A 26,509-nucleotide genomic window follows, 5' to 3' on the forward strand; every position below is an offset into this window, starting at 1 on the left:
GGGCTGGCTCCAGTGAATGCAAGCAGTCTCAGAGCGTGCAAAGTAAATGATAGGATGAAAATGAAGATGGGAGTAGGAATGGAAAGAAACGATGAGGAAAGTGTGGAAACGCTCAGGAGTGCGGGGAATGCTGAGAAAGCGGGGAACGCTCAGGAACGTGGGGCATGCTCAGAAACGCGGAGTAGCTCAGATACGCGGGGTAGTTCAGATACGCGGGGTAGCTCAGATACGCGGGGTAGCTCAGATACGCGGAGTAGCTCAGATACGCGGAGTAGCTCAGAAACGCGGGGTAGCTCAGAAACGCGGGGTATGCTCAGGAGTGCGGGGTATGCCCAGGAACGTGGTGTATGCTGCGGTAAGCCGGGAATACTGCGGAAAAATGGATGATGCATGAGATCGGGGGTGGAGATCCGAGATTGAGAGTAGTAATCGGAAACTGTGGGAGCGAAAGCGTTCGCCTGAAGGCTTTCTATAGGAAATCCAGCCGCAAGCATAGTTTGTCTCTAGATTTAAACCACTACAAGCGGTAAAATATAAGAAATCTAAAGGCAAATGCAACCAAAAGCGCTATCCCCACCGGTGCGCCAACGATTCTTAGGCTAGGCGAAGAACTTATAATGTTACCGAAATGTAATTAACGACATTTTTGTACCTTAAATATTTGCTACTAAGGGTTAGGTGGAGATTAGAGGCAATATTGTACCTTAATTCTTCAACAATAGCCCCTTTCAGCATGATTTTCCGAAAATAAGATTCAATAATGCCCTTATTTCCCTCATTTACTTATTTTCCAGAAAAATAAGGTACAAAATTGCTCTTATTTGGGAGAATAGACTATTCTCTCCGTTAAATATAGAGGTGCAGGGGATGCGAAATTCGAAATCTGCCCTTATAAAAAAGAAACTCACGGATTCTGAACAAAAGGACCCCGTTCTTCCACTATTCTGGAGGATGAGGTCCTTTTGCACGCGCGAAAATTCATTTTATGAGTGGTACGGAATTACAACTACCCCATTACTTCTATCGTTTCTTCTCCTGCTTCATTCACAACGAATGATCAGACTTACGGACTATGCGTTCTTCTCCGCACAGCCCGTCAGGCCAAGCCGATTATCGGCGGTAATACGTGAAGGTGCCGTTCTTCATTTTTTTCTCAATCCATCGTAGGAGAAAGGTCCGATATAACGGCCGGGTCAATGGAAACACCAGTGTAAATCCAATGATATCAGTGATGAAGCCCGGCAGAATCAACATCAGCCCGCCAAAAAAAATACATAAGCCGTCCAGCATGGTGCGGCCGGGGACACGCCCCTCCTCCACATGCCGTTTGCTGTCCTGCAGCACTTTCTTTCCTTCAAATCGCATCATCACAAGGCCGATCACTGAGGTTGTCAGCATCAGCAGCAATGTTTTGGGTGCGCCGAGAAAATCTGCAACATAGATAAACCCGAATAATTCCACGGCCGGGATAATAAATAATGCAGCCCATAGCCATTTGTTCCTCATCATAATGATCCCCCCTTATCCCGCAGCGTCCCTGTAATCGCATGAAACAGCTCCGGAAGGGCTCTGTCCAGCCTTGTAGGCTTCCATTCCCGGTTCAGCCAGACATGGCTTGTAGAGCCTGTAACCAGCAGTTCACCGGGGTGATCACCCGCATAAAGCGGCGCCTTCATCCCTACATAAAAGTCAGGATCACCGACAGAATTACTCCCTTCCTTAGGCAGCCGCCGAATTTCATATTCGTAGACGACTCTCAGCTGAGAAAAGGTCGTCAGGCGCGCGTACACGAGAATAAGATCATCATAGCGCGCCGGACTTTTAAATTGCAAATCTGCAGAGGTGACGGGTAGCAGCACCCCTCTATCTTCAAGATCCCGGTACGTAAAGCCAAGCTGGCGAAACATCTCCGTACGGCCGGTCTCGAACCAGTTCAAGTAATTGGCATGATAGACCACGCGCATTTGATCAGTTTCCTGATAACGGACACGAAAAACCGTCCCATACCAAGGGCTGGATGTTCCCAGATCACGTGAAGCCATAAGGAAATGCTCCTCTCTCTATTTAATAAAATTATGCGGACGTCAGGCGCTGAGCCCCTCTGCGGGTATATTGTTTTTCCGCCGCGCACTCCTTGATACATAAATAAGCAGAACTGCCCCTGCGGCTGAACTCACCATGCACGCTACATTCATCGCCATAACCCCACCCTGATTCAACAGAAATCCGTTCAGCAGGTTGCCGACGATCCCGGCAAATCCGGAGAAAACCATACTGAACACACTTTGCCCTGTAGCCTGCATGTCTGCCGAAGTAATCTGTGATACATATTCCACCGCTGAAATATAGAACAGACCAAACGACAACCCATGCAGCACCTGTACCCCGATCATAACGGACGGATACGGAAATGCCACCTGAATGCCCCAGCGCAGCACATATATTAGCGCCCCGATCAGCAGTGTGCGTTCCCGGCCCAACCTGCGGATCACCTTGGAGGCGTACAGCATGGATGGCACATTAGTGACAGAGGCAATAAACAAGGCAATACCGGCAGAGCTGGTGGAGCCGCCGACTGTTTTGAAAGCAAGCACGAAATAGGTTCCGAACGCAGCCATCGTCTGATTGACAAGAAAACTGCCGCCAAGAAAGGCTAGAAACACCCGGTTGCCGAGCAACTTGCGCACTCCTTGGGAGAAGGACTGGCTCATCATATGATTTTCATCAGCTTGCTTAGGCAACGTCAAGGCAATCAGGACCGCAACCAGATTGAACAGCATAAACGGCAGCCAAATCGTCGACACAGAGAACGCAGTGATGTATCTGCCACCCAGATACCCGCCTACAGCTGCTCCTATACTCAACATGAGGCGAATGCTACCATAGCTTGACCCCACCCTATTTGCTGCCGCAATGGCGTAAGAATCGGCGATAGGGGCCTGTGTGGAGGAGAATATCGTGGCAATGGTATATACCAGGAGCAGTACGAAGAAGTATTCGGACTGGTAAAAAACAGCCAACACAGCCGGTACAGCTACACTTAGGATAAGCACAAGCCGTGTCTGGTTATACCGGTCGGAAATAATGCCCCACATCGGCTGGATCACAATAGCGATCAAGGTGCCAGTGGCCATCAACATGCCAATCTGGCTGCTGTCAAGCCCGTTGTGGACGAGCAGCAGCGTGAGATACGAGCCGAATGAGCCGCCAGCCAGCCCCAGAAAGAGATAGAAGCTGCGCAGCTTCAGAAGTTTTTCCATGTATGCCAAAAGTCCTCTCCATCCTATTTTTAACGGAACACCCATGCCTCGTATTTCTTTGGTGCATTAGATACAACAGAACCAATGAAGGTGGTGAATCTATGAATCACAGCATTTCTGTCAAGCGCCATCAGCCCTGTATTAAGGATAAAACCAATACATCACAGGCTCGCAACAAAGGGTTCGGCTGGTCCTCCAGTAACTGGAGCGGATATGCGATCAGGGGTAAAAAAGGAGCCTATCATCGAATTTCCGGCGAATGGCATGTTCCCTTCGTCAAGCCCTCCGCCCGTTCAACCTATTCGTCTGCCTGGATTGGCATTGACGGCTTCGGGAACAGCAACCTGATTCAGACGGGGACAGGTCATACCTTCGAGAACGGAAAAGCGCATTATTATGCCTGGTGGGAAATCCTACCGGCATTTGAGACTATTATTCCACTACCGGTATCACCCGGTGATTCCATGCAAGCCAGCATCATCAAGATCAGCCGTACTAAATGGTGCATCACGCTCCGTAATCTGACCCGGAAATGGATCTTTCGAACTCACCAGTGCTACACCGGACCACAAAGCTCCGCCGAATGGATTTTGGAAGCCCCAAAGGTTAGCGGACGAATTACGGCGCTCGCCCGTGTAAGCCAAGTCCCCTTCAATCGGTGCCGGATTAACGGCAAACGAGCGAAGCTCACACCGGCACAGGGCGGAATTATGCTCCAGAACAAGATCACGATTGCTATACCTTCTTGTCCCAGCGCCTGTGGCGATGCTTTTACCGTCAGAAGAATCTACCGGCACAAAAGACCGTCCCCCTGTATGGCTAGCTCCGTTCGATCTCGCTCCATTCCTAGACATCGGCCCCACTAGGATACCACAAATCATAGCAATCCGGACGTGAAAATAACCCCATGCATATGGGGTTATACTTCTGAAAAAAAAGCAATGGTGCATGCACCATTGCTTTTTGACATGGATCAACCTGCGGTAGGGGCAAGCCCCATACAGCCTTATTAGTTAGGAATTTGGCTCACTTTAACCAGGTTTGTGGAACCGGAACGGCCCAGTGGAATACCAGCAGTAATCACGACGAGATCGCCGCCTTGTACCAGACCGGAATCTTTACCACCTTTAAGTGCCGTTTCAAGCAGCTCGTCCGTAGAGGTTGCTACTTGTCCGTAAACCGGTGTTACGCCCCATACCAGAGACAATTGACGCATAGTTCTCTCTTGTGTTGTCACGGCAATGATAGGTGCTTTTGGACGGTATTTGGAAACTACACGTGCAGTATGACCAGTCACCGTGGAAGAAATGATTGCCTTAGCGTTCAGGTCCAGTGCGGAGATCGCAACGGATTGGCTGATCGCTTCAGTTACAGTTGTTTCTTGTGCAAATTGCTGTTTATTGAAGATTTCACGGTAATCCAGAGCGGATTCCGCTTTCTCAGCAATACGGGACATAGTCAGTACAGATTCAACTGGATATTTCCCTGCAGCAGTTTCGCCGGAGAGCATGATTGCATCCGTTCCGTCGAAGATTGCGTTCGCTACGTCACTCGCTTCAGCGCGGGTAGGACGCGGGTTACGTTGCATGGAATCCAGCATTTGGGTTGCTGTGATAACTGGTTTGCCAGCCACGTTGCATTTTTTGATCATCAGCTTTTGAGCCAATGGCACATCTTCAGCAGGGATTTCCACACCAAGGTCACCACGGGCAACCATCAGGCCGTCGGAAACTGCCAAAATTTCATCAAGGTTGTCAACACCTTGTTGGTTTTCGATTTTGGAAATGATTTGAATGTGGGAAGCGTTGTGCTTCTCAAGCAATTCGCGGATTTCCAGAACGTCGCTAGCTTTGCGAACGAAGGAAGCGGCGATAAAATCAATGTCCTGCTCGATCCCAAAAATGATATCGTTGGTGTCTTTTTCCGTAATACCAGGCAACGAGATAGCAACTCCAGGCACGTTAACACCTTTCTTGCTCTTAATCGTTCCGCCGTTGACAATACGGGTCTTGATTTCTGTGCCTTGAATGTCGACAACAGTCAAGCCGATCAGGCCGTCGTCGATCAGAATTGTGGAACCCACTTGAACATCGTTAGGAAGTTCGCTGTATGTGATAGAGATACGGTTTTGGTTACCCAAAATTTCTTCCGTAGTCAGTGTCAGATACTCGTCTTGTACCAGTTCAATTGGTTCTACTTCCAGCTTGCCTGTGCGAATCTCCGGTCCTTTGGTATCGAGCAGGATTGCAACCGTCTTGTTCAGTTCCGCAGATGCCTGACGGATGGTTTTAATCCGGTTTCCGTGCTCTTCGAAATCGCCGTGGGAGAAGTTCAGACGGGCTACATTCATACCAGCCAAAATCAATTTTTTGATATTCTCCAACGATTCACTAGCAGGACCGATCGTACATACAATTTTACTTTTCCGCATTAGGTTATCCTCCGTTTTTTCGTTCTCTCTGTCTCACTTTTTCCAACTACAGAATCTACTATAAGGCTTGTGGTTTGAATAGGAACTTTATCACATGTACCTTTTACTTCGCCCTTATGAATATTACTGCAACTCAGACACAAAATCAATGTTCCAGCGACTTTTTGCTGTAATTTCACGTCGAATTTTCAGAAAATGCCCTTAAAATAAAAATAATCCCGGCATGACACCAGGATTATTTCAATGGTATAAAATGGTTAATGGAAACTTCCAGCAACGTGGCGTTCCAAAATTATAATATGTCAGAAAGTGCAAATTAAAAGCAGGGTATTACTCCTTGCTCAGCACTTCTTCTTCCAGTATCAATTGCTCCTGCTGGGCTTCGGAAAACTCGCCGATTTTGCGGAACTTAAGATAACGATCCTCTTTCAGTTCGCCGCAATCCAGATCCGACAGCTCCTGCAAATGACGCCACAGCGCATCCTTGATCGCTACTGCAGTCGCCTCGTAATCACGATGTGCGCCGCCTTTCGGCTCCGGCACGATCTCCTCGATAACCTCCATGGCGAGCAAATCGTCCGCTGTAATCTTCATCGCTTCAGCTGCTACATCTGCCTTGGAGGCATCTTTCCACAGGATGGATGCCGCACCATTCGGGGAAATCGCTGAATAGATGGCATGCTCCAGCATCAGTACGCGATTCCCGACAGCCAGCGCGAGTGCACCTCCGCTGCCGCCTTCACCAATCACCACACAGATTACAGGAACACTAAGTTGGGACATCTCCAGCAAATTGCGGGCAATCGCTTCGGACTGGCCTCTTTCCTCAGCGGTATTGCCGGGATAGGCCCCTTTGGTATCCACAAATGTGATGATTGGACGCTTGAACTTATCCGCCTGCTTCATCAGCCGCAGCGCCTTGCGGAAGCCCTCCGGGTGGGCACTGCCGAAGAAGCGCTGGATATTATCCTTCGTGTCCTTCCCGCGCTGCTGGCCCACTACGGTCACTGGCAAGCCATTCAGCTTGGCGATCCCGCCTACGACAGCCAGATCATCACCGAACATCCGGTCACCATGCAGCTCGATGAAATCAGTAAAGATCAGATTAATCAGATCCAGCGAAGTCGGCCGGCCTTGATGCCGGGCCAGGTGCATTTTTTGGGATGGAGAAATATTGGAGTACACCTCGTTCTCCAGCACCCGGTAACGATCTTCCAGACGTGCAACCTCATCGCTGAAATCGATACCCTTCTCTTCACCAAATTGCTTCAACTCAGCGATTTTTTTACGCATTTCAACCAGGGGCAATTCAAAAGGCAACTCTCCTGCCACCTAAACTCCCCCTTTCACATTATGCAGCTCCAGCAACTTGGAGAGTGTGGCACGCATTTCCTTGCGGTGTACCACCAGATCCAGCTGGCCATGCTGCAGGTTAAACTCTGCCGTCTGGAAATCATCCGGCAGCTTCTGGCGGATCGTCTGCTCAATCACAATCCGACCGGCAAAGCCGAAGACTGCTCCCGGCTCCGCTATAATAATATCGCCAAGGCTGGCAAAACTTGCGGATACACCGCCGGTTGTTGGGTCGGTGATAATGGAAATGTACAGCCCTCCGACTTCGCTAAAGCGGGCCAGTGCAGCACTGGTCTTCGCCATCTGCATCAGACTGAGAATACTCTCCTGCATCCGCGCACCGCCAGAGGTCGAGAAGATCAAGAGCGGTAGTCTTCTCTCCGTCGCCTCTTCAATAGCTCGGGTAATTTTCTCTCCGACAACCGAACCCATACTCCCGGTAAAGAACTCGAAATTCATCACCGCTACAATAACAGGCTGGCCTTCAATGGATCCCTGCCCTGTAATGACGGCATCGGGTTGTCCTGTCTTCAGTTGTTGTTGCTCCAGCTTGGTTGCGTAACCTGGAAATTCCAGTGGATCAACAGAAGTCATCTCGCTGTCAAACTCAATAAACCCTTCCGGGTCAAGTGTAATTGCTATACGCTCAGAAGCGTTCAGTCGCATATGGTACCCGCAGGACGGGCAGACCTTGAGGTTCTTCTCCAGTTCCTTGCTGTACTGGATCGTGCCGCACTTGCTGCACTTGCTCATCAGTCCTTCAGGAATCTCCCGTTTGGGGCGTTCGCCTTCCACCGGGCCGCCGCTTCGCTCCAGACGCTCTGAAGGAATCGTCGCGTACTTCCGTTTTTTCTGAAATAAATCTTTGAACAAGGGTCGCACCTCTTCAGCCGTTTATTTGAGTTATGCAGCTTGCCGCTGTCATATCTGCTTTATAAATAATCATTCAGGGATGCAAAATCAGATTTAGGACTTCCTGCACTTCTTCAAGTTCCCCTGAAGGCACCAGAATCTCAAACTGCTGCTTGGACATATTTACCGGACGGCATTTCACCAGAAATCCTTCTTCCGTAAGCTTGCTCTGAATCATATCCGCCACTCTGGCGGTTGGCGCGATATAGATTACCGTCCACATGCCCTGCAAGGCCTCCCCAATCTTAATTCCCACCCGTATCCCGTATAATGGAATCATGATAACACAGTTCTCTTTTTCCCCGCAACAGGACACCCGCCAGGAATGGAAGACTAGGGCAGACCGGTAAGCTCTGAATCATCCGTTGTTTATTGGTCGCTGCCAGTAGGTCCAGGATAGACTTTTGCCCCTTCGTGACGGTGCGCAATCCGCGCAGAGGCCGCCGCGGCAATGCCCGCCACGAGGTCATCCATGAACACATGAATCCTGCCTTTATCATCGTTCAGTTGGCCGATAATGCCAAGCTTTATTTTATCCAGGTACCCAAATCCGGTGAGACCGATCATCCCGTACACGCTGGTAATACCAAGCGCTAGCGTCTCGTCCACCCCGTACAGCGATTCATCGGCTTCCAGCACAGCTTGCAGCGGCTGCGGCAATTGCTTCTGCTCCGCCAGCTCATCCAGTGCAATTCCTGTCATCAGCGTATACTGTACCTCCCGCTTGCCAAGGACCGCTCTCACACTTGAAAGGCACTCTTCCTCCGTTAAGGCGGGATAATATGCTGACTGCAAAGTATATACAATTTTCGCGATGGACGACAAGGTTACGCCGCGACTCTCCAGTAAATCTATTGCAAACTCCTGATATGACATGATGATGTTCCCCTTTCCGCACAGGATATGCCATGTGGTTTCCTAAATGTATGCGAAAAAGGAGTGAAATGTTCTTATTTTATTCTCACTGTACCTGCACCCAGCATGCTTTCAATGGCTGTGAGCAGGGCCGGAGAGGGATCGATCCGGTAGCTGTCACTGAGCGCGAGCAGCTTCTGCGAGCGCTCGTAGAACAGCACGGTTGCGACAGGCCCCGGATGGGCCTGAAGCAGCCCGTTCAGGCGCGGCAGCAAGCCTGACTCCTCGGTATGCGGCGTGATCTTGATGAACACGCGCTGGCCGTTCTCTGTGGCCGGCGGACGGCTCTGTCCGGAGGCCACAGGCCCCCCCGGCGCTGGCGTAGGCGCCGACGGCGGGCTGGCTGGAGGCGCCCCTGCCGGTCCACCGGCAGCGCCGACGGCACTTGCGGCCGCAGGGCCGCGGGACGGCGCGGAACCTGCCGTCCGCCCCGCAGATGCGGAGCGGCCCCCGCCCTGAGTGCGGGCCGCGGCAGCATTGCGGCGCTGCAGCAGACCGCGCAGCGCATCACCCGAGAGCGGCGCGACCTCCTCGGCGAGCAGCTTGAAGCCTTCGTCTTCCTGCTGCACCTTGGCCCGGAGGGCAAGCAGCGCACCTTTATCGATCAGGCTGCGGCTTCGCTTCCACACCTCGGGGAACAATACGACCTCGCAGCGCTCGATCTGATCCTCCCACTCGATGAAGGCCATGGCCTTGCCCGCCTTCGTCGTAATTTCCTTAACAGACACGACCATTCCGGCCGTGACAGTCTGACTCTCGTCCGGGACTTCGCTGAGGTCCATCAGCCGCTGGATGCCCTGCTCTTCCAGCAAGCCTGCACTGTCGTCCAGCGGGTGGCCGGACAGGTACAAGCCCAGCAGCTCACGCTCCAGCTCCAACTGCTGCCCTACTGAGAACCGAGGGATATCAGGGTAGCGAATCTCCCAATTGGGAGTCTCGACCAGATCATCGAACAACTGGATCTGCAGTTCGTCCCGCTCCTTGCGCCATTTTACTGCCGCATCCACTGTCTCATCCAGCATGGCCAAAAGCTGAGCCCGATGCCCAGGAAGACGATCGAAAGCACCGGCCTGCACCAGCGATTCCACCACCCGCTTGTTGCAGACCCGTAGGTCCACGCGTCGACAAAAATCGAGTAAACTGTCGAATGGACGCTCCTTGCGGGTCTCCATAATATTCTCCACGGCCAGTGTGCCGACATTCTTCACAGCGGCAAGGCCGAAGCGGATATGCCCCGCGTCCTCGCCAGACACCGGAGTGAACAGCACGCCGCTCTCGTTGACATCCGGCGGCGTAACACCGATTCCCATCCGGCGGCATTCCAGCACGTATTCCGCCACCTTCCGGTGGGTTCCCATCACTGCAGTCAGCATGGATGCCATGAACTGCACCGGATAATGGTGCTTCAGATAAGCTGTCTGGAAAGCCAGTACACCATAAGCGGCAGCGTGAGCGCGCGGGAAGCCGTAATCCGCAAAGCGCACAATCATGTCATATACGGCGTTGGCATCCTCTTCGGTGTAACCCTGCTTCAGACTGCCCTGCACAAAGTGACTGCGTTCCTTGTCCAGCGTCTCCCGCTTCTTCTTCGACACCGCACGGCGCAGCAGATCTGCCTCTCCAAGCGAGAAGCCTGCCATCAGGGAGGCAATCTGCATAATCTGTTCCTGATAGACAATAATGCCATACGTATCCGACAAAATCGGCGCCAGATCAGCATGCGGGAATTCCACCTCTATATGACCATGCTTACCGGCGATAAACTTCGGAATGAACTCCATTGGACCCGGACGGTATAGCGCGAGAACTGAAATTACATCCTCAAAACCGCTTGGTCTCAGATCCTTCAGCACCCGTCTGACACCAGCCGATTCCAGTTGAAAGACCCCTGTGGTCTCACCGGCTCCCAGCATTTCATAAGTCCCGGGATCATTGTCTGGAATCAACCGGAAATCGGGAGGACTGCCGGTCATTTCCTTGATCCAGTTCATCGTCCGCTCAATAATCGACAAAGTCCGCAGGCCCAGAAAGTCCATTTTCAACAAACCAACGCTCTCCAAATGCTCCATGGAATACTGCGTCAAGGCTGTACTTTCATTGCCCTCTTGTAGCGGTACTGCATCCGTCAGCGGTCCCTTGGAGATCACAACCCCTGCAGCATGGGTCGAAGCGTGGCGAGGCATGCCCTCGACCTTCATCGCCATATCTAGCAGTTCCCGTGTTCTCAAGTTAGTCTCATACATCGCCTTCAGATCCGGGGATGTCTCCAGCGCCCGGGCAATGCTGATGCCGAGTTGACCCGGAATAAGCTTCGCAGCCTTATCCACCTCGCCGTAAGGCAGGTTGAGCACCCGGCCCACGTCGCGCACCGCCGCCCGTGCAGCCATCGTACCGAACGTAATGATCTGCGCCACATGCTCACTGCCGTATTTATCCACGACATAGCTGATAACCTCGTCACGCCGTTCGTCGCTAAAATCGATATCAATATCCGGCATGGTGATCCGTTCGGGATTCAGAAAGCGCTCAAAGAGCAAATTATATTTAAGCGGGTCAACATCAGTAATCCGCAGCACATAGGCTGTCAGGCTGCCTGCGGAGGAACCCCGGCCCGGCCCGGTGGCAATACCCTTCTGGTGACAATAAGCGATAAAGTCCCACACAATTAGGAAATAATCGCTAAAGCCCATGTTCCCGATGACACCCAGTTCGTAGGCCAGTCTCTCTTCGGCTTGCTTTCTTTGTTCCGGCGATTCCCACAATGGCGTATCTCCGTACCGTTCCTCAAGTCCCTTTCCGCAGAGCTGCTGCAAATAGGAAGCAGCATCCATCCCTTCCGGCAATGGCGAGTATGCTGGCAAAATGTGATTGCCAAAGACCAGCTCCAGATTGCACTTGTCTGCAATCACAGCCGTGTTGGCAATAGCCTGCGGCACATGCGGGAACAACGCCGCCATCTCTTCTCCGCTCTTCAGATACAGCTGATTGGAGCCTATCTTCAGCCGCTCCTCGTCATCCACAGTCTTGCCCGTGCCGATACAGATCAGTACATCCTGCACCTCAGCATCCGCTTTGGTCAGATAGTGGGCGTCATTGGTTACCACAAGGGGAATCTCGCATTCCGCAGCAAGCGCAATTAGCTTTGGATTCACGCGCTTCTGCTCCGCAATACCATGATCCTGCAGCTCTAGATAAAAATCTTCGCCAAAAATTTCTTTATACCGCAGCGCCGCCCGGCGAGCTTCTTCATCCCTGCCATGCAGCAGATGCTGCGGCACTTCACCACCCAGACAAGCACTGAGACAAATAATGCCCTCCGCATGTGCGGCAAGGGCATCCATATCTATCCGCGGTTTATAGTGATGGCCCTCCAGATGTCCGATAGAGACCAGCTTCATCAAGTTTCGGTACCCGATCTCGTTCTTAACGAGCAGGATCAAATGATAAATGGGTTGGTCCTTGCGGCTACCCCGTTCCCGGCGTGAACCAGCCGTCAAATAGGCTTCGCAGCCGATGATAGGTTTGATGCCTTTCGCTAGGCAAGCTTTATAAAAGGGAATGGCCCCGTACATCACTCCATGATCCGTAAGCGCCAGCGATGTCATGCCGTATTCGCTGGCCCGGCGCACAAGATCGGTAATCCGCGCCGCTCCGTCCAGTAAACTGTATTCGCTGTGCACATGCAAATGCACGAAAGAGCTCATGATCCCACTTCCTTCCACTCCAAAAATCAAACATAATATGAAACTATTTTATCATATTAGAGGGGGACACGCCCATAGAATGGAGAGTGAGCATAGGGACAGGCCGAGGCAGAGGATGGCCGCGTTCCGGAAAGGGGCTATTATGAGCATTTTTTTGAGCAAGGCTGTCCTTGATTTCTTTATCGCCTGCGGAATTGTCCTCGGCGGAGCGATGCTCGGAGGCATCGGTGCTGTTCTCTCCCTTCAACCGCCTACAGATACCATGCTGGACGTGGCCAACCGGATCAAAATTTGGGCGCTTGCCGCCGCGGTGGGCGGAACGATCGATCCCATGCGGGTCATCGAAAGCAATGTATTTGACGGCAATCTGTCTCCGGCGATCAAGCAGATCCTCTATCTTGTCTTCGCTTTTCTTGGCGCTCATATGGGCAGTGAACTAGTCAAATGGGTCTGTGGCAGGGGGTAGTGATGTGAGGATTCCGCCCTTTCACCGCTACCGCCGCTTCTCGCAAATTATCGCCATATTTGTGCTGGGAATGGTCGCAGGGAGCGTTGTATACAACGCAATTTTTCATATGGGATATAATGTGCTGTGGGTGCAGAATCAGGATCTGCTCGTCCAGAATGAACAGTACCGTAAGGATATAGAGACCCTTAAGAAATACAACAACAGCTCTACAGTCATCCGGGAAATCAAGCTCCGAGCCGAGGAAGGCAAGACCAAGGAGGGGGAGCCAGTCATGGACCCTGCCAGTGTGAAGGAGATCATCAGTAAAATGAGCAAGGACCTCGCACCGATGCGTGGCCGCAGCATGTTCGAAATTGATACTGATGGCAAGCTGGCCCGCCTTCTGCTGGACGGAAAGCTCTACATTGTACGAGACAAAGAATATGCCGTACGCATCCGCACGATGCTTGTCATGGAAGGCGTGCTGCAAATCTGGGTGGAAATCAATCCTTACAAGCGCAGCTGAGGACAATCATGATACAATAAAAGGCAGCGGCAGGCGTTCATCCTCGAACCCTGCAAACCGACTCTCGTAGACCTGAAAAGGAGCTGCCTGACCATGATTATGTTCGTCAAGTACACGTTATTCATTCTGCTGGTCGCCTTTGTCATCGGCGCGGCCTACTACAGCTTCGCTTCCCGCCGCAGCGCGGACCCCGTGGATCGCGGACTCAAAAAATCCTTCATGAATATGCTGCTGGGCGCGATGCTCTTAACCTTGGCCATGATGTCCATGTTCCTCTACCGCGGTTCCACCGTCGGCATCATTGTCGAGGCTGCCTTCCTGATCATCGGCATCTTCAATCTGTTCTCGGGGCTGCGCAGCTTCGGGCATTACAGCCGTCTCAAGATAGCAGCCGAAGACGAGGCCACAGCCCAATCTGCGGGCTCTAAACGCTGATTACAGAGCCAAATGCATACGTTAAATGGGGCTATCCCGAAACTAGGTATATTCCTTGATGAGATGCCCATCAGCTTAAAAAAAATGCAAAAAAATAGAACATGGCGGTGCTCAGGAAGTTCCTGAACCCGCCATGTTCTATTTTGACCGAAGCTCCCCTGTTGTGGTCGATACTCCCTGTTGCGGCCAACGCACCCTGTTCTGGTTGACACCCTCCCCTGTTGCGGTCGGCGCCCCCTGTTCTAGTCTACGCCCTCCCCTGTTGCAGTCGGCGCCCCCTGTTCTAGTCTACGCCCTCCCCTGTTGTGGTTGACGTCCTCCCCTGTTGCGGTCGGCGCCTTGCTTGAGCAAGGGATGATCAAGCTAGAACCATTCGGCCTTTAGCCGTGCAGATCCGGTAAAGTAGAAATGGATGTCATGCAGCGCTTAAACAACTGGATATTCTCCCGTTAATTTTCCGAAAATAGAGTGTCTCCAAAAAATAACAGGAAATACTCCTGTTATTCTCCAGGATCCCTCTGGATTTTCCTATACAAGGGAAAAACAACTGGAGAATTTCCCTTTAATTCGAGTAAAACCCTTGAAAAGGGAGAATTAACGGTATTTTTTCCTGCTAAATCAAAGCCAAGCTTTAAAGGTAGGACATGAGGACGCACCGCTCTCTGACCAGCACGCCATGCTGCGCTACATGTGTACGGAGGTGCACGGTCCACTTTTATTTATAATTCATCTCCGGAATCTGTACGTTCAGAGCCAGTTGCCCTTATCCGTGGTCGATCGATTGCAGCATCAGCACAGCCTTGGCTACGAGCGTATCCTGGTGACTGATCTCAATCTCGATCTTGCAGGTCCGGCGGCTGCTCTCCAGCAGCTTCGGCATAACAATTACAGAATGCTCAATTTGCACCGGCCGAATGAAGTAGGTGGACATATTGTCCAGCACATAGTCATTGCCGGTGATGTCCTTGGCCGCTTTGAACGCAGACAGGGTCATCAGCGTAGACAGCACTCCCTCCGATATCGTCCCAAGATCTGTTGCCATCTGCGGGGTGATGAAGCCGTGAAAGAACAAATGCCCCTCCTCGTCCCGCTCTTCCGCGAATCCGTTCCAGATGAGATGGTCGAAGGTCTCGCCAAGCTGCGGCTGATTGCGAACATCCCGCAAGCTCTGCAGCACTTCCTTACGAGTCAGTGAGCCTACCAGCTTGCGGTTGCGGTCCACAATCGGCAGGAAGTCGATCCCTTCCCACATCATGATCTGAGCCGCTGATGCCAAGGAGGTTTGCAGCCCGGCAGTGACGGGATTGCGAATCATCGCCTTCTCAATATTTTGCCCTGCCGTCAAGGTCTCCACATCACGGCGGCCGATGATGCCAATGACGCGGTTCCATTCATCAGTTACCGGGAACCGCTGCTCCCCGCTGTCCTGGGACAGCTGAAGCAGTTCGCCGGCTGTACTGGATATTTTCAGCGTATGCAGCCTGGGCCTGCTATCCAGAATATCCTCCACGAGCATGATTTTCTTCTTAATCAGCCTGTCGAAAATCGCCCGGTTAATCATCGATGCGACCGTAAAGGTATCATGTCTGGACGAAATCACCGGCAGATCCAACTGGTCAGCCAGTGCTTTAACCTCGCGGCTTGTTCCAAAGCCCCCCGTGACCAGCACCCCGGCCCCTTGTTCCAGCGCCAGCGAGTGGACATCATCACGGTTCCCGACAATCAGCAGGCTGTCTGCATCGATATAACGAATCATCGCGTCGACCTTCATCGCCCCGATGACATACTTGTGCAAATGCTTGTTCAATCCGCCCGCGCCGCCCAGCACATGGCCCTCGACAATATCCACAACGTCTCCGAAGGTGAGCTGCTCGGAAATATTGCGCGGCTTCTTCTCCACCCGAACGGTTCCGATCCGCTCCTTGGTAATTACAATGCCGAGGTTCTCAGCTTCCTTGACGGCCCGGTACGCCGTACCCTCGCTGACGGCCAATTCTTTTGCCAGTTTGCGGACCGATATCTTGGTACCGACCTTTAGACTTTCAATGTGCTGCAGCAGCTGTTCATGTTTGGTAATTGCATCGCCTTGACCTTCCAACTGTTACACCCCCATGACCCGATCTGTACTATACTGTTCTATTATACACGGGGAGAAAGCCCTAGTTCAACAGGGTTTCAGGGCTCGGTCAGAGAGAAATCCAGGATACTCCATGCAACCTCAAAAACCCCCTGCGCTCACCATTATGGTGAATTCAGGGGGTTGTCCTGCGGCAATCTATCATTTTTGCACGACTCTCTTCTCCTCATACCACCGGCCCCAGGCTGCAATCTTCTCCTTACGTACAGCCTCCAGCCGCTTCTGCTTCTCCTCATCCACCCCAATAATAAAGTGCAGATGAGCAGCAATGACCAGAAAAGCAAAGACCGACCAAACAACCCCAAATCCGAACACCCAGCTCGGCCCATTGGCCAGCGACAGCTTCGGAATAGCGTACAGCAGCATAGCCAGTGCTATGATCAGGTAAAGACTGTGCTTGAACTTATTTCTTTTTTTCATGGAAAACAGCTCCTTGTCCAAAGTTTATTCACAGTGGCCGTGTGAATCTATATCTCTACTCTATGAACACAGAGCCAGAAATATGAGACAAGTCTACAAAAAACTTATCTTTGACTTTCAGGACTGGTATAATCTGTAACTGAAGAAGGTATAGCTCTATAGTACATAACGACCGCTGCACTTCATCCAATCAGAGAGGCGTGGAATGCCATGAACAGAGCCTTTACCCATACCGAATACGTTATTCGTAAAAAAGTATTCTCCGTCCTGGGGGCCAAACTCCATATCTATGACAGTGCAGGAGAGCTGGTCTTGTACTCCCACCTTAAAGCGTTCAAACTCAAGGAAGATATCTCCATCTATACGGATGAGAGTATGTACAAAGAACTTCTGCGCATCAAAGCCCGCAGCATCATCGACTTCGGGGCCACCTATGATGTGCATGACACGGAAACCGGAGAACATCTCGGTGCATTGCGGCGCAAGGGATTCAAATCGATTTTAAAGGACGAATGGACCATCCTCGACAGCCATGACCTGGAGATTGGAAAAATCAAGGAGGAGAGCATCGCTATGGCGCTGCTGTGTCGAATCTTCCCTATGATTCCCCAGAATTACAATGTCGTGATAGACGGGATATCCATTCCAGTGTTCCGACGGAACTTCAATCCGTTCGTGTCCAAAGTGACCGCTGATTTCGCGGACGACAGAAAAACCATGATCGACCGAAGGCTCGGCATAGCTGCGGGCATTCTGCTCTGTGCTATTGAGAACAAGCAGGAATAAACGAGTTGAGTGAACTTCTTTGATCACAGTTTGTTGTCAGAATTGTCTATTAGCACACTAAACTATGTTGGGTTCATCTCAAAGTGGAATCCATTTCAAAATTAGTGGCTGCTTCTTCCGGTAACGGACTCCAAAGACTTTATTGACTAGAGATTCCCCCCTTCAAGAAGCTAACGGACCCCAGAGACCCTATGCATAGACATCCTGTTCAAAATCCGCTGTTGGGGACGAAATAACGTCACCTGTGTCCATTACATTTTTCAGGAGTAGTTTTATGCGGTAATAACGACTCTACGGTCCGTTAGCCCACACGTGCAGTCTTCAACCTACAGTGGTTAGTCCGCATATGCAGTCTCCAACCTACAGTGGTTAGTCCGCATATGCAGTCTTCAGCCTACAGTCGTTAGCCGACACGTGCAGTCCTCAACCTACAGAACGTTTGCTTACACGTACAGCCTTAAACCTACTGTTCGTTAGCTCCCACAGGCAACTTCAACCTTCTGAACGAATTGTTTGGTCAGGTTATTTTAGCAAGCAGGAATAATGACGTGAACCTCTTTGCTGTGTATTGTCATGTATTTTCTCACTAAAAAAAAGGGTACTCCCCAGGCTTTCGCCGAGGGAGTACCCTTTTTTTATATGACACGTAGAATGCTAAGGATTAGCCCAGTTCTCCGTAAAGCTCCTGCAAGCTCTCCGTAATAATCTTGTTTACGTCCTCGATCACTACGCTCAGGCGACGTTCTGCATCGAACAGGCGACGGATGCCGAGATTCAGGTTCAGCACCTCAAACAGCTTCTCCATCTTCTCCATTTCTTCTTGTGCCGGCATCTCTCCACTCATCATACGCTGCTGCATTTCTGCCTGGTTCTGGCGGAAGCTCTCCAGCATCGCTTTACCTTCAGGGTCAGCATCAACCAGCTTCATCGCTGCAGAAATATCTGCCACCTCGCTGCTATCTTTGATGGCCCGTGCCAATTCATGTGCTTTGTCATAAACGTTCATTACTTCATTCCTCCTAGATTGTTATTAAAAAAATAGGTCAATCACCAAGGGTCAGATGTCTCCATATGATGAATGATATGCAACCCTTAGCTATCAATTTGCCGGCATCATGCTACCGGAAGGAGATCCAAGATGTCTAAGCTCAAGATCCCTGTCCAAACGGTCCAATCGAGCATCCTGCAGGAAAATGCCCTCATGCTTGGAGACCGATCCATGAAAAGATTGAAAATTCCGGCACACGGTACGCTTCAGCTCGCCTTCGGCTCATTCCGGCAGGACGTAACCGTCATTCCGGTTCCAAAGTCCGACGGTTTGCGCATAAGTGAGGGGCTGGCGGGGCGGGCCGGATTTAAATTCCGGCATAAACTTAACGTCTCCTACAGCACGGGCAGCCGCACCCTCCGGCTTGGACCATTGATCGGCGTTCTTGTCAGCCGCCACTATCCCGATCAGCCCGATCGGCTGTTTGGAGCCATCACGATGTTCTGCCGGGAATTGACCAATGCCTGCCATGCACAGGGAGCCTATGTATATTTCATTACCCCTGAAGCGCTGGAGACACCCAGTTCTTCCATTCAGGGCTGGGTATACGAAGAGGGCTGGCGTAAGCGAAGTCTGCCCATTGCCGATGTCATCAACAACCGACTCACCACGCGCAAGGTAGAGAACAAACCTAGCGTACAGCATTTCCTGGCCGATGTAAAATCACGCTACGGCACACATTTCTTCAACGAAAAATTCCTTGACAAAACAGAGGTGTTCGAAGCATTGAAACAGGATACCTCCTTGCAGCGGTACTTGCCAGAATCTCATATGCTGACCGGTTCTGCCGTTCTGAAGAGAATGTGCAGTCATTACCAGAGCGTCTTCCTGAAACCTGTACGCGGAAGTCTAGGCAAGGGTATCCTCCGCATTTCCAGGGAAGAAGGCGGCGGATACCGGCTGCAGTCCACCACACCTATGGGTACCCGCAAGCAGTCTTACCCCAGTCTTACGAAGCTATTTCAGGCCATCGCCCCCAAAATGAAAAGCACCCGTTACCAAATCCAGCAGGGCCTTCCGCTGATGGAACTGGGTCGGAGGCCTGTCGATTTCCGGGCTCTGGTGCAGAAGAATGGCACTGGCAAATGGGGTGTTACTTCCATCGTCGCCCGTACGGCTGGCAACAATCATTTCGTGTCGAATCTGGCGCGGGGCGGTACTCTCAGCACCGTCCGGGAAGCGGTGAACAAAAGCAGCCTTCCTTCCGGTGTGAAGGATAGTGTGCAGCTCGGATTGCCCCGAGCCGCCCTTGCTATAGCCCGCGGGATAGAGAGTCATATCCCCGCTCACTTCGGTGAACTTGGAATCGATCTGGCCCTCGACCAATCCGGCCGGATCTGGCTTCTGGAAGTGAACTCCAAGCCATCCAAGAACGACAACACACCGCTGAACGATCAAAAAATAAGACCGTCCGTCAAACAAATGGTTCTGTACTGCCGTTACCTGGCCGGTTTATAAGGAGGACCTCATGGAGACATCGGCACTAGGGTTTCTTGGCGTCATGACAGGCCGCAACAGCGGCAGCCCTCCTATCGCAGAGCCCGCCTTTTGTAGTCAGCTGTGCCAGGCCGCCCCACTGTTCAATCTGGGTGTCCTCGTCTTCAAGCCTGAAGGAGTAGCAGCAGACGGATCAAGTGTTACCGGGTATGTCTGGCAAGACGGGATCTGGCAGAACGTTACGACCGCACCGCCAGATGTTGTCTACAACCGCTGCTTCTACAGCAGCCGGGAGGAACGGCAGGAAGCATCGACAGCACTAGCTGCCCTTCCCCGCTCATTGCCTTGGTCCCGTGGACTGCCCGACAAATGGAGCGTCTACAAGATTTTGAAGTCTATTCGCAGCACGGCTCCGCTACTGCCTGAGACCCGGATCTATACTGGCCGGGACAGACTAGGCACCATGCTCGCAGAGAGAGAATACGGCGTATTCCTGAAGCCCAGGGCCGGTTCGCATGGCAAGCGCACATTACATGCCAGGTTGATTCATGGAGGCACAGGGGGGCTTCGCGTGAGTGGCCGGGACGGTGCCAACACACCGTTCCATCTTGTTTTTGCCAGCGGGCAGGAAGGTATCGACTGGATACACGACTTCATCGATTCACGCCGCTATATTATACAACCTTATCTGCACCTCACTGGCAGCACAGGTCAGCCGTTCGACGTTCGTGTTCTTATGCAGAAAGACGGCAGTGGCGTGTGGGGACTCACCGGAATGGCCGTCCGGCTCGGCAGCAAGGGGACACTTACCTCGAACCTGCACGGCGGAGGAACTGCCGTTTCTCCATTGCCCTTCCTGACAGCAGAATACGGCTCGGCAGGCAAAGAAATCGTGGAAGAGCTGGCCAGTTATGCAGCCTTCCTGCCGCCTGTGCTGGAGAATGCCTGCGGCAGACTTGGCGAGCTCGGCCTCGACTTCGGGATTGACGAAGGCGGACGAATCTGGCTGCTCGAAGCCAATTCCAAGCCGGGGCGATCCGTGTTCCGTCTGACAGGCGACCGCCGGGCGGTCAGACTTTCTGCTGAAAACCCGCTGCGTTACGCCCGCCATCTGCTACTTTCAAGGCGTGGGCAGCCGACATGGCCACCACTGCGACTTCATTCACACGGGAATAAATCAATGATTCCTAAGGAGGATTCATAAATGGGTCTCACTTTTTGCAACGTCCATTTCACCAAACAGCCCCAGAGAGTCGTATATGTATCGGGCTCGCTGATGAAAAGCCTGAAGCTATCTGGCAAGAAAAACATCCGCCTACGGCTGGGTAAGGATACGATTCCGGCGATCATCAAACCCATCAAGCGAGCCGGCAAGCATATGTTCCTCGCCTCTGGTGTGAAGAGCGCCATCAAGGTTCCGAAGTCGGGCGGCATTTACCTGCGCAATTTGGAGAACGATGAGGTGCAGCTCGGGCCGCTGGTCGGTATATTGTCCGACGGACCGACTTCCTCTTCCCAGCCCTTCGGTTCCCGCACAGGATTCATCAAACAACTGCTGCGAGAAGGAAGCAATAAATGCTATATTTTTGCCTTCACTCCACGCGATATCAATTGGCAGCAGGAACAGGTATACGGTTATTTCCTAACCTCAAGCGGCAAATTCGAACGCAAAATGGTGCCGCTACCTGATGTCGTCTATAACCGGCTTCCCAGCAGAAGAGCAGAAACCTCACCCTACATCAACCAACTGCGGGAACGGTTCATGCGCAAGAAGATCCCCTACTTCAACTGGAGCTTCTTCAATAAATCCGATATTTATAGGCTGCTGGAGAACGATTCCGCGGCGAACCGCTACGTGCCGGAGACCCACACCTATCCCGACGTAGATAAAATGCGTGACATGCTGGACCGTCATCATTTCGTATATTACAAACCGTCGGCAGGCAGTCTGGGGCACGGCATATACCGGCTTACCTATTTACCGAAAAAGGGCTATTTTGCCCGTTACCGTAAGAACGGCAAGAACGTGCTGCTGCGCTTCTCAAGCTTCGAGAGCCTGATGCGTATGCTGCGGGGCCGCCACGGTCAGCAGCTTCAGAATTATATCGTGCAGCAGGGCATTCGCCTCATTGAAATTGACGGCTGCCCTATCGATTTCCGGTTTCATATGCACAAGAATGGCAGTAACCAGTGGGTTGTCGTAGGCATCGGCGCCAAGAAAGCCGGACGCGGTAGCGTCACTACCCACCTCAAGAATGGCGGTGCACTGCTCACGCCACAGCAGGCGCTTGGCCGTGTATTTGGAAGCAAGGCCGATGAGGTGCTTCAGCGTGCCAAGGGTACTGCTATCAAACTGGCAGAGTCGCTGGAAATCCAGCACCGGCATCTGCTGGGCGAGATCGGCTTCGATCTCGGGATCGACCAGGACGAGGAAATCTGGATGTTCGAGGCGAATGCCAAGCCCGGACGCTCTATCTTCCGCCACCCTTCCCTGCGCGCTGAGGGCAGAGCTTCCATCGAGCATATTTTGGAACATTGCCTGTATCTCAGCAAATTCCGCAGGAGGGATGAGCCTTGAACACCCGCATTCCCGATGAGAGCAAGCCCATTATCGCCATTCTCACCACCAGTGACAAGCGACTGAAATTTTGTGGAAATCGCAGTAATTTCCGCGATATTATCCGTACGGGCAAAGAACTGGGCTACCTTGTATACGTAGTTACGGTCCGTGATCTCAAGTTGGAGGAACGGTTCATCAACGGTTTCATTCCTTCTCCCAGTGGCAAGCAGTGGTACAGTATCCCTGTACCACTGCCACAGGTCATCTATAATCGGGTGGCAAACAGGGAAAAGGAAGAGCTAAAGCCGGTGGCCCGCAAAATTGCCCAATGTCTGGAGCATCCAGACATCCATCTGTACAATCCGTATTTTTTCAACAAATGGAATCTGTTCGAATGGCTGCACAGCTCTCGCTTCACCTCGAAGCATGTGCCCACGACCCGCCGACTGCGCAGCCCGGGCACCTTGACCGCCATGCTGAAAAATCATGATAGTCTCTACCTGAAGCCCGAGAGCGGCAAAGCTGGTAAAGGCATCATGCGGCTGAAATATCTTGCGGATACGGCACTGCCCTACAGGCTGCAAATCCAGACCGGCAAAAAAAATGTCACCTACAAAACTGCTTCCATGGAACGCCTCTGGAGTCGCATTAGTAAAGAGAAGGGAACGGCTCGCTATATCGTCCAGCAGGCTATTGACCTGGCCACACACCGCGGACGTCCCTTCGATCTCCGCGTGCTGTTGCAAAAGAACAGCCGGGGTAACTGGGGCGTAACAGGCATCGGCGCAAGGCTGGCTGGTGCCCGGAGCATCACCACACATGTACCGCGCGGCGGCACCATCGAGGAACCCTCCAGCATGCTGGAGGGTACCTTCAGTACCGAACGGGCTGCGGCCATTCTCAAGAGTGTGCCCACGACAGCTCTGTTAATGGCCCGCCAGATCGAGCGAGCCTCCGAGTATAGACTGGGGGAAATGTCCATGGATCTTGGAGTCGACCATAACGGAGGCCTCTGGTTCTTCGAGGCTAATTCGCGACCGATGAAATTCGATGAACCGGCGATTCGCAAGCTATCGCTGGAACGGATCTTCCAGTACAGCCAGCATCTGTCCCAGCTCCCCGATTAAACTTGCCTGAAGGAAGTGACAAAGACATGCAAATCTCTTCCATTTATGACACAGCCCCTGCGCAGTGGACCGCTCGGCTGGACGGCCTGCTGCATTTCATCCGGCAGCACGGTGATCGGCGGATCACGCTCCAGGGTTACCGGGCACTGGCTGCATTGACACCCGAGCAGCTTGCCCTACCTGGTGTCTCGCTGCTGATCGCTACCGTGCGCGGCCAGCATGGCCGCCAGCTCGCAGGCCTGAGCTTCGTGTCCGGCTTCGGCAAGGAAGCATGCCTTGTCGCTGTCCACCCACTCTACCGGGGAAAGCATACCGGCTCTTCGCTACTAACGGCTCAGCTGCAACGCCTCGGCAGACTGGAATGCAGTGTCGCTAGTGACAATACCCCCAGCCTGAAGATGTGCTTCCGTGCCGGCTTGGCTGCCGTGGCTCTTACCACAGGGCCGACCGGCAAGCCTACGCTTGAGCTGCGTTCGCCCGAACATACGGGAAGTACTACCATCTCTACACAAGAAGGTGAACTACTGTGTCGCAACCCGTCTTAGGCATTCTTACGCTATATCTGAACGATGCCAAGCAGCTCGAAGAAAAAAGTGTCTATCGGAGGATGATTATTGAAGGCGGCAAGCTCGGATTGGATGTGTTTGTCTTTACGCCTATGGATGTACACGCCTCGAAAGAGCAAGTTTACGCGATGGTCTATGACTCCAAAACAGGGAAATGGTCCCGCAAGTGGAGGGCCTTGCCGGCTATGATCTTTGATCGCTGCCGTATCCAGAAAAGCGTCCGCTTCCAGCAGCTTCTCCGCTTCCGCGCCCGCTACAATCATCTGACTTTTCTAAACCGGCCATTGCGTAACAAATGGACCATCCACCAAACCTTTTCGCAAAAGCAGCGTTTCCGGCAGCATCTCCCGGAGACGCTACTCTATCAGTCATTCACTGATCTCAAACGGATGCTGAGAAACCATTCCGTCGTCTATATCAAGCCGATTAACGGCACCGGCGGACGCGGCATCCTTCGTATCGAGAAGAAGGCTAGTGCACAAGGCATCTTCGATATTCAGGGCCGCCGGCAGAACCGCCGCATTATCTCCCCCCGCAAGGTCTCGCTCTCCCAGCTTGACAGTGTAGTCCGCCAGTGGTGTATTGGAACTACCTTTCTTGCACAGCAGGGCATTCCTTTGCGTCTGCCGAGCGGACGCTTCCATGATTACCGCATGCTGGTTCAGAAGAACGGGTATGGGGTTTGGGAGCTGACGGGGATGGCCGGACGTGTCGGTGCGGCGCGCAGCGTAACCTCTAACCTGCATGGCGGAGGCCATGCTGTTCGGGCTGAGAAGCTGCTCAGGGGCTGGCTCGGCAGTCAGGAGAAAGCCGTGAAGGTGATGAAAACGGCCGAGAAGCTGGGGATCGAAGCTGCTGCCTATCTGGAGGACTGCTTCAGCTCCCTCTGCGAGCTAGCCCTGGATCTTGCCATTGACCGTGAAGGGAAAATCTATATCCTGGAGGTCAATCCCAAGCCCGCCCGCGAGGTCTTTCTCCGGTCCGGCGACACCGAAACGTACCGTAAATCGCTGGTACGACCGCTGGAATATGCGCTGTGGATTCACAGGAATAAAGAAGCTCCGGCGGCTTCCAAAGTCACCGAAGAATAGGGAGGTACACTCCCTCCCCTCCATATCCCTCCCTCGCTTCTTTCCCATTCATCACTGAAAAAGCCTCAGCCCGAAATACACGGACTGAGGCTCTTTCACTTGTTTAACTGCTATTGCTATCATCCGCAGCCAGTACGGGCGGAAGCTACCATCGTATTTTGTATGAAAATATAATTAAATCAGTCAAACTGCTTTATTCCGCATTGTCATAAAGCTCCAGCAGCTCGGCAATAGAATTGATAATCACATCGGAGCCCTTCAGCTCATCCTGACGTCCGAAGCCTGCGTAGGCACAGCCAATCACGGTCTGCCCGTTTCCTTTACCCGCCTCTACGTCAGATGAACGGTCTCCCACCATCCATGCGCTGCCAATTCCATGGTTCTCTAGCAGAATGCGCACCAGGTCAGTCTTGGTTGCTGTTCCTTGCCCGCCTGCACTGTACAAGCCCTCGAACAGCTCCTTCAATTCATGCACCACTACAATACTGTGGATGTAGTCCTGTAAGCCGTTGCTGGCTACGAACAGACGCACACCACGCTCTTTTAACGTCACCAGCGTCTCTGCCACCTGCGAATAAAGCAGCGTGTTTCCAGCCTCCAGGCCTTCAATCTCCAGCTGCAGCAGCAGTTCATCCGCGCGGCGATGTACATGCTCCCCCGCCTCCGGCATTACAATCTTCCAGATTTGATCCAGCAGCATACCGAGACTTCCAAGGATACGTTCCTCCGGCGGTGTCGGTCCTGTATATAATCCCTCTTCGCGCAAAATGTCGAACATTTTGTGATAGGCCGGCAACAGCAGGCTTTCCGTCTGGAACAAGGTCCCGTCCATATCAAAGATGACCGCTTCCGGCTTCTTCAACTGCGGGATTTGCCCGTTCTGCTCAAACCTGTTTTTTTCTTGACTCATGAAGTAACTCCCTTCTTGTGCTGTATTTATGCATTCTATGATATAAGAAAGCCAGCGGGATAGCGATGGATAAATTCATCTTGCTTTGTTTATATCAATATAAGATAGATCTATTATACAGATATGAATATATATAGCATATATAGCTTCTATATCTTATATATCTTCTATAGCTTCGCCAAAGCACCTGGTTTAAAATGTTGGAGCTCACGCACGGAAGGGAGCTAACGGACCGTATTGCCGTTATGTGCAAATAAAGCTGCTTCTGGAGCTTGCAACGGACTCAGAGGGCGCTATTCCCCCCCAAACAGCTGATTTGGGGCAGGATATCTGCCCATAGCGTCTCTGGAGTCCGTTAGCTTCCTGAAAGGTTTTCTGATTAGGCAATAAAGGCTCTGGAGTCCGTTACGAGACAAAGCGACTGTTGAGGTTGAGGTTAATGT

The 26,509-nt window shown here is 52.2% G+C and carries 25 protein-coding genes; 12 read left to right on the top strand and 13 right to left on the bottom strand.

The features are described 5' to 3' along the window. The first annotated feature begins 127 nt into the window (after window positions 1-127). Window positions 128-394 (top strand): hypothetical protein, encoded by a 267-nt coding sequence (locus ACFRAM_RS05605; RefSeq protein ID WP_379464921.1) that lies wholly within the window; start codon window positions 128-130, stop codon window positions 392-394. Window positions 395-1,110: 716 nt separating this feature from the next. Here ACFRAM_RS05605 and ACFRAM_RS05610 read toward each other — a convergent pair. From ACFRAM_RS05610 to ACFRAM_RS05620, 3 genes are read right to left on the bottom strand one after another with little or no spacing between them, the layout of a single operon-like run. Continuing rightward, window positions 1,111-1,509 carry an FxsA family protein gene (locus ACFRAM_RS05610; RefSeq protein WP_175374262.1) on the bottom strand — a complete coding sequence of 133 codons (399 nt, stop codon included), beginning with the start codon at window positions 1,507-1,509 and terminating at the stop codon, window positions 1,111-1,113. Then, window positions 1,506-2,042, bottom strand: coding sequence for an acyl-CoA thioesterase (locus tag ACFRAM_RS05615; protein WP_379464922.1), 537 nt, complete (start codon window positions 2,040-2,042; stop codon window positions 1,506-1,508). The genes ACFRAM_RS05610 and ACFRAM_RS05615 overlap by 4 nt, the downstream gene beginning before the upstream one ends. A gap of 42 nt (window positions 2,043-2,084) precedes the next feature. Further along, window positions 2,085-3,260, bottom strand: a complete 1,176-nt coding sequence (locus ACFRAM_RS05620; protein ID WP_379464923.1) for an MFS transporter — start codon at window positions 3,258-3,260, stop codon at window positions 2,085-2,087. A gap of 101 nt (window positions 3,261-3,361) precedes the next feature. Between ACFRAM_RS05620 and ACFRAM_RS05625 the strand changes: the two genes are divergently transcribed. Next, window positions 3,362-4,126 (top strand): G1 family glutamic endopeptidase, encoded by a 765-nt coding sequence (locus ACFRAM_RS05625; protein ID WP_379464924.1) that lies wholly within the window; start codon window positions 3,362-3,364, stop codon window positions 4,124-4,126. Window positions 4,127-4,269: 143 nt separating this feature from the next. Here the strand turns inward: ACFRAM_RS05625 and pyk are convergent, their stop codons facing one another. The 6 genes from pyk to ACFRAM_RS05655 all read right to left on the bottom strand — a co-directional run bounded on the left by pyk (window position 4,270) and on the right by ACFRAM_RS05655 (window position 12,575). Continuing rightward, complete coding sequence (pyk, locus tag ACFRAM_RS05630) at window positions 4,270-5,691, bottom strand: pyruvate kinase (protein WP_175374258.1); 1,422 nt, start codon at window positions 5,689-5,691, stop codon at window positions 4,270-4,272. A 330-nt stretch (window positions 5,692-6,021) separates the two neighbouring features. Further along, a complete protein-coding gene (locus ACFRAM_RS05635) occupies window positions 6,022-7,023 on the bottom strand; it encodes an acetyl-CoA carboxylase carboxyltransferase subunit alpha (protein ID WP_379464925.1) in 1,002 nt (333 codons plus the stop codon). Continuing rightward, window positions 7,024-7,917 carry an acetyl-CoA carboxylase, carboxyltransferase subunit beta gene (accD, locus tag ACFRAM_RS05640; protein WP_379464926.1) on the bottom strand — a complete coding sequence of 298 codons (894 nt, stop codon included), beginning with the start codon at window positions 7,915-7,917 and terminating at the stop codon, window positions 7,024-7,026. It abuts the gene before it with no gap. Window positions 7,918-7,990: 73 nt separating this feature from the next. Continuing rightward, window positions 7,991-8,179, bottom strand: a complete 189-nt coding sequence (locus ACFRAM_RS05645; RefSeq protein WP_175374313.1) for a glutamate decarboxylase — start codon at window positions 8,177-8,179, stop codon at window positions 7,991-7,993. Between the two features lie 146 nt (window positions 8,180-8,325). Then, window positions 8,326-8,832: a phosphatidylglycerophosphatase A family protein gene (locus tag ACFRAM_RS05650; protein WP_175374255.1), complete on the bottom strand. Its 507-nt coding sequence runs from the start codon at window positions 8,830-8,832 to the stop codon at window positions 8,326-8,328. A 74-nt stretch (window positions 8,833-8,906) separates the two neighbouring features. After that, window positions 8,907-12,575, bottom strand: a complete 3,669-nt coding sequence (locus tag ACFRAM_RS05655; protein WP_379464927.1) for a DNA polymerase III subunit alpha — start codon at window positions 12,573-12,575, stop codon at window positions 8,907-8,909. Window positions 12,576-12,717: 142 nt separating this feature from the next. Here ACFRAM_RS05655 and ACFRAM_RS05660 point away from each other — a divergent pair, with 142 nt between their 5' ends. From ACFRAM_RS05660 to ACFRAM_RS05670, 3 genes are all read left to right on the top strand, one after another. Continuing rightward, window positions 12,718-13,041 carry a YtrH family sporulation protein gene (locus ACFRAM_RS05660; protein ID WP_379202465.1) on the top strand — a complete coding sequence of 108 codons (324 nt, stop codon included), beginning with the start codon at window positions 12,718-12,720 and terminating at the stop codon, window positions 13,039-13,041. 4 nt (window positions 13,042-13,045) lie between these two features. After that, a complete protein-coding gene (locus ACFRAM_RS05665) occupies window positions 13,046-13,549 on the top strand; it encodes a sporulation membrane protein YtrI (protein ID WP_379464928.1) in 504 nt (167 codons plus the stop codon). A gap of 93 nt (window positions 13,550-13,642) precedes the next feature. After that, window positions 13,643-13,984, top strand: a complete 342-nt coding sequence (locus ACFRAM_RS05670) for a YtpI family protein (RefSeq protein ID WP_379464929.1) — start codon at window positions 13,643-13,645, stop codon at window positions 13,982-13,984. Window positions 13,985-14,747: 763 nt separating this feature from the next. Here the strand turns inward: ACFRAM_RS05670 and ACFRAM_RS05675 are convergent. Both ACFRAM_RS05675 and ACFRAM_RS05680 read right to left on the bottom strand, forming a co-directional pair. Beyond that, complete coding sequence (locus ACFRAM_RS05675) at window positions 14,748-16,082, bottom strand: DRTGG domain-containing protein (RefSeq protein ID WP_175374251.1); 1,335 nt, start codon at window positions 16,080-16,082, stop codon at window positions 14,748-14,750. A gap of 180 nt (window positions 16,083-16,262) precedes the next feature. Further along, the gene (locus tag ACFRAM_RS05680; RefSeq protein WP_379464930.1) at window positions 16,263-16,541 is read right to left on the bottom strand and encodes a hypothetical protein; all 279 of its coding nucleotides are present in this window, start codon (window positions 16,539-16,541) and stop codon (window positions 16,263-16,265) included. A 210-nt stretch (window positions 16,542-16,751) separates the two neighbouring features. On the opposite strand from ACFRAM_RS05680, the gene ACFRAM_RS05685 reads away from it, so the two are divergent. Next, a complete protein-coding gene (locus ACFRAM_RS05685; RefSeq protein WP_379464931.1) occupies window positions 16,752-17,327 on the top strand; it encodes an LURP-one-related family protein in 576 nt (191 codons plus the stop codon). 661 nt (window positions 17,328-17,988) lie between these two features. Here ACFRAM_RS05685 and ACFRAM_RS05690 read toward each other — a convergent pair. Further along, window positions 17,989-18,333 carry a YlbF/YmcA family competence regulator gene (locus ACFRAM_RS05690; protein WP_175374248.1) on the bottom strand — a complete coding sequence of 115 codons (345 nt, stop codon included), beginning with the start codon at window positions 18,331-18,333 and terminating at the stop codon, window positions 17,989-17,991. Window positions 18,334-18,465: 132 nt separating this feature from the next. Between ACFRAM_RS05690 and ACFRAM_RS05695 the strand changes: the two genes are divergently transcribed. Genes ACFRAM_RS05695 through ACFRAM_RS05720 form a run of 6 tightly spaced genes read left to right on the top strand, consistent with a single transcriptional unit; the run spans window position 18,466 to window position 25,156 of the window. Further along, a complete protein-coding gene (locus ACFRAM_RS05695) occupies window positions 18,466-19,833 on the top strand; it encodes a YheC/YheD family endospore coat-associated protein (protein WP_379464932.1) in 1,368 nt (455 codons plus the stop codon). A gap of 10 nt (window positions 19,834-19,843) precedes the next feature. Then, window positions 19,844-21,016 (top strand): YheC/YheD family endospore coat-associated protein, encoded by a 1,173-nt coding sequence (locus ACFRAM_RS05700; RefSeq protein WP_379464933.1) that lies wholly within the window; start codon window positions 19,844-19,846, stop codon window positions 21,014-21,016. Next, window positions 21,017-22,390, top strand: coding sequence for a YheC/YheD family endospore coat-associated protein (locus ACFRAM_RS05705; protein ID WP_175374245.1), 1,374 nt, complete (start codon window positions 21,017-21,019; stop codon window positions 22,388-22,390). Further along, window positions 22,387-23,499, top strand: a complete 1,113-nt coding sequence (locus tag ACFRAM_RS05710) for a YheC/YheD family endospore coat-associated protein (protein WP_379464934.1) — start codon at window positions 22,387-22,389, stop codon at window positions 23,497-23,499. Before ACFRAM_RS05705 ends, ACFRAM_RS05710 begins: the two co-directional genes overlap by 4 nt. A 26-nt stretch (window positions 23,500-23,525) precedes the next feature. Further along, window positions 23,526-24,044 (top strand): GNAT family N-acetyltransferase, encoded by a 519-nt coding sequence (locus tag ACFRAM_RS05715; RefSeq protein WP_379464935.1) that lies wholly within the window; start codon window positions 23,526-23,528, stop codon window positions 24,042-24,044. Continuing rightward, a complete protein-coding gene (locus ACFRAM_RS05720; RefSeq protein ID WP_379464936.1) occupies window positions 24,026-25,156 on the top strand; it encodes a YheC/YheD family endospore coat-associated protein in 1,131 nt (376 codons plus the stop codon). The genes ACFRAM_RS05715 and ACFRAM_RS05720 overlap by 19 nt, the downstream gene beginning before the upstream one ends. 193 nt (window positions 25,157-25,349) lie before the next feature. Here ACFRAM_RS05720 and ACFRAM_RS05725 read toward each other — a convergent pair whose 3' ends face one another. After that, window positions 25,350-26,066 (bottom strand): HAD family hydrolase, encoded by a 717-nt coding sequence (locus tag ACFRAM_RS05725; protein ID WP_379464937.1) that lies wholly within the window; start codon window positions 26,064-26,066, stop codon window positions 25,350-25,352. Window positions 26,067-26,509: the final 443 nt, after the last annotated feature.

Source organism: Paenibacillus sp. NPDC056722, assembly GCF_042790635.1.
GTDB classification, from domain to species: domain Bacteria; phylum Bacillota; class Bacilli; order Paenibacillales; family Paenibacillaceae; genus Paenibacillus_AQ; species Paenibacillus_AQ agri.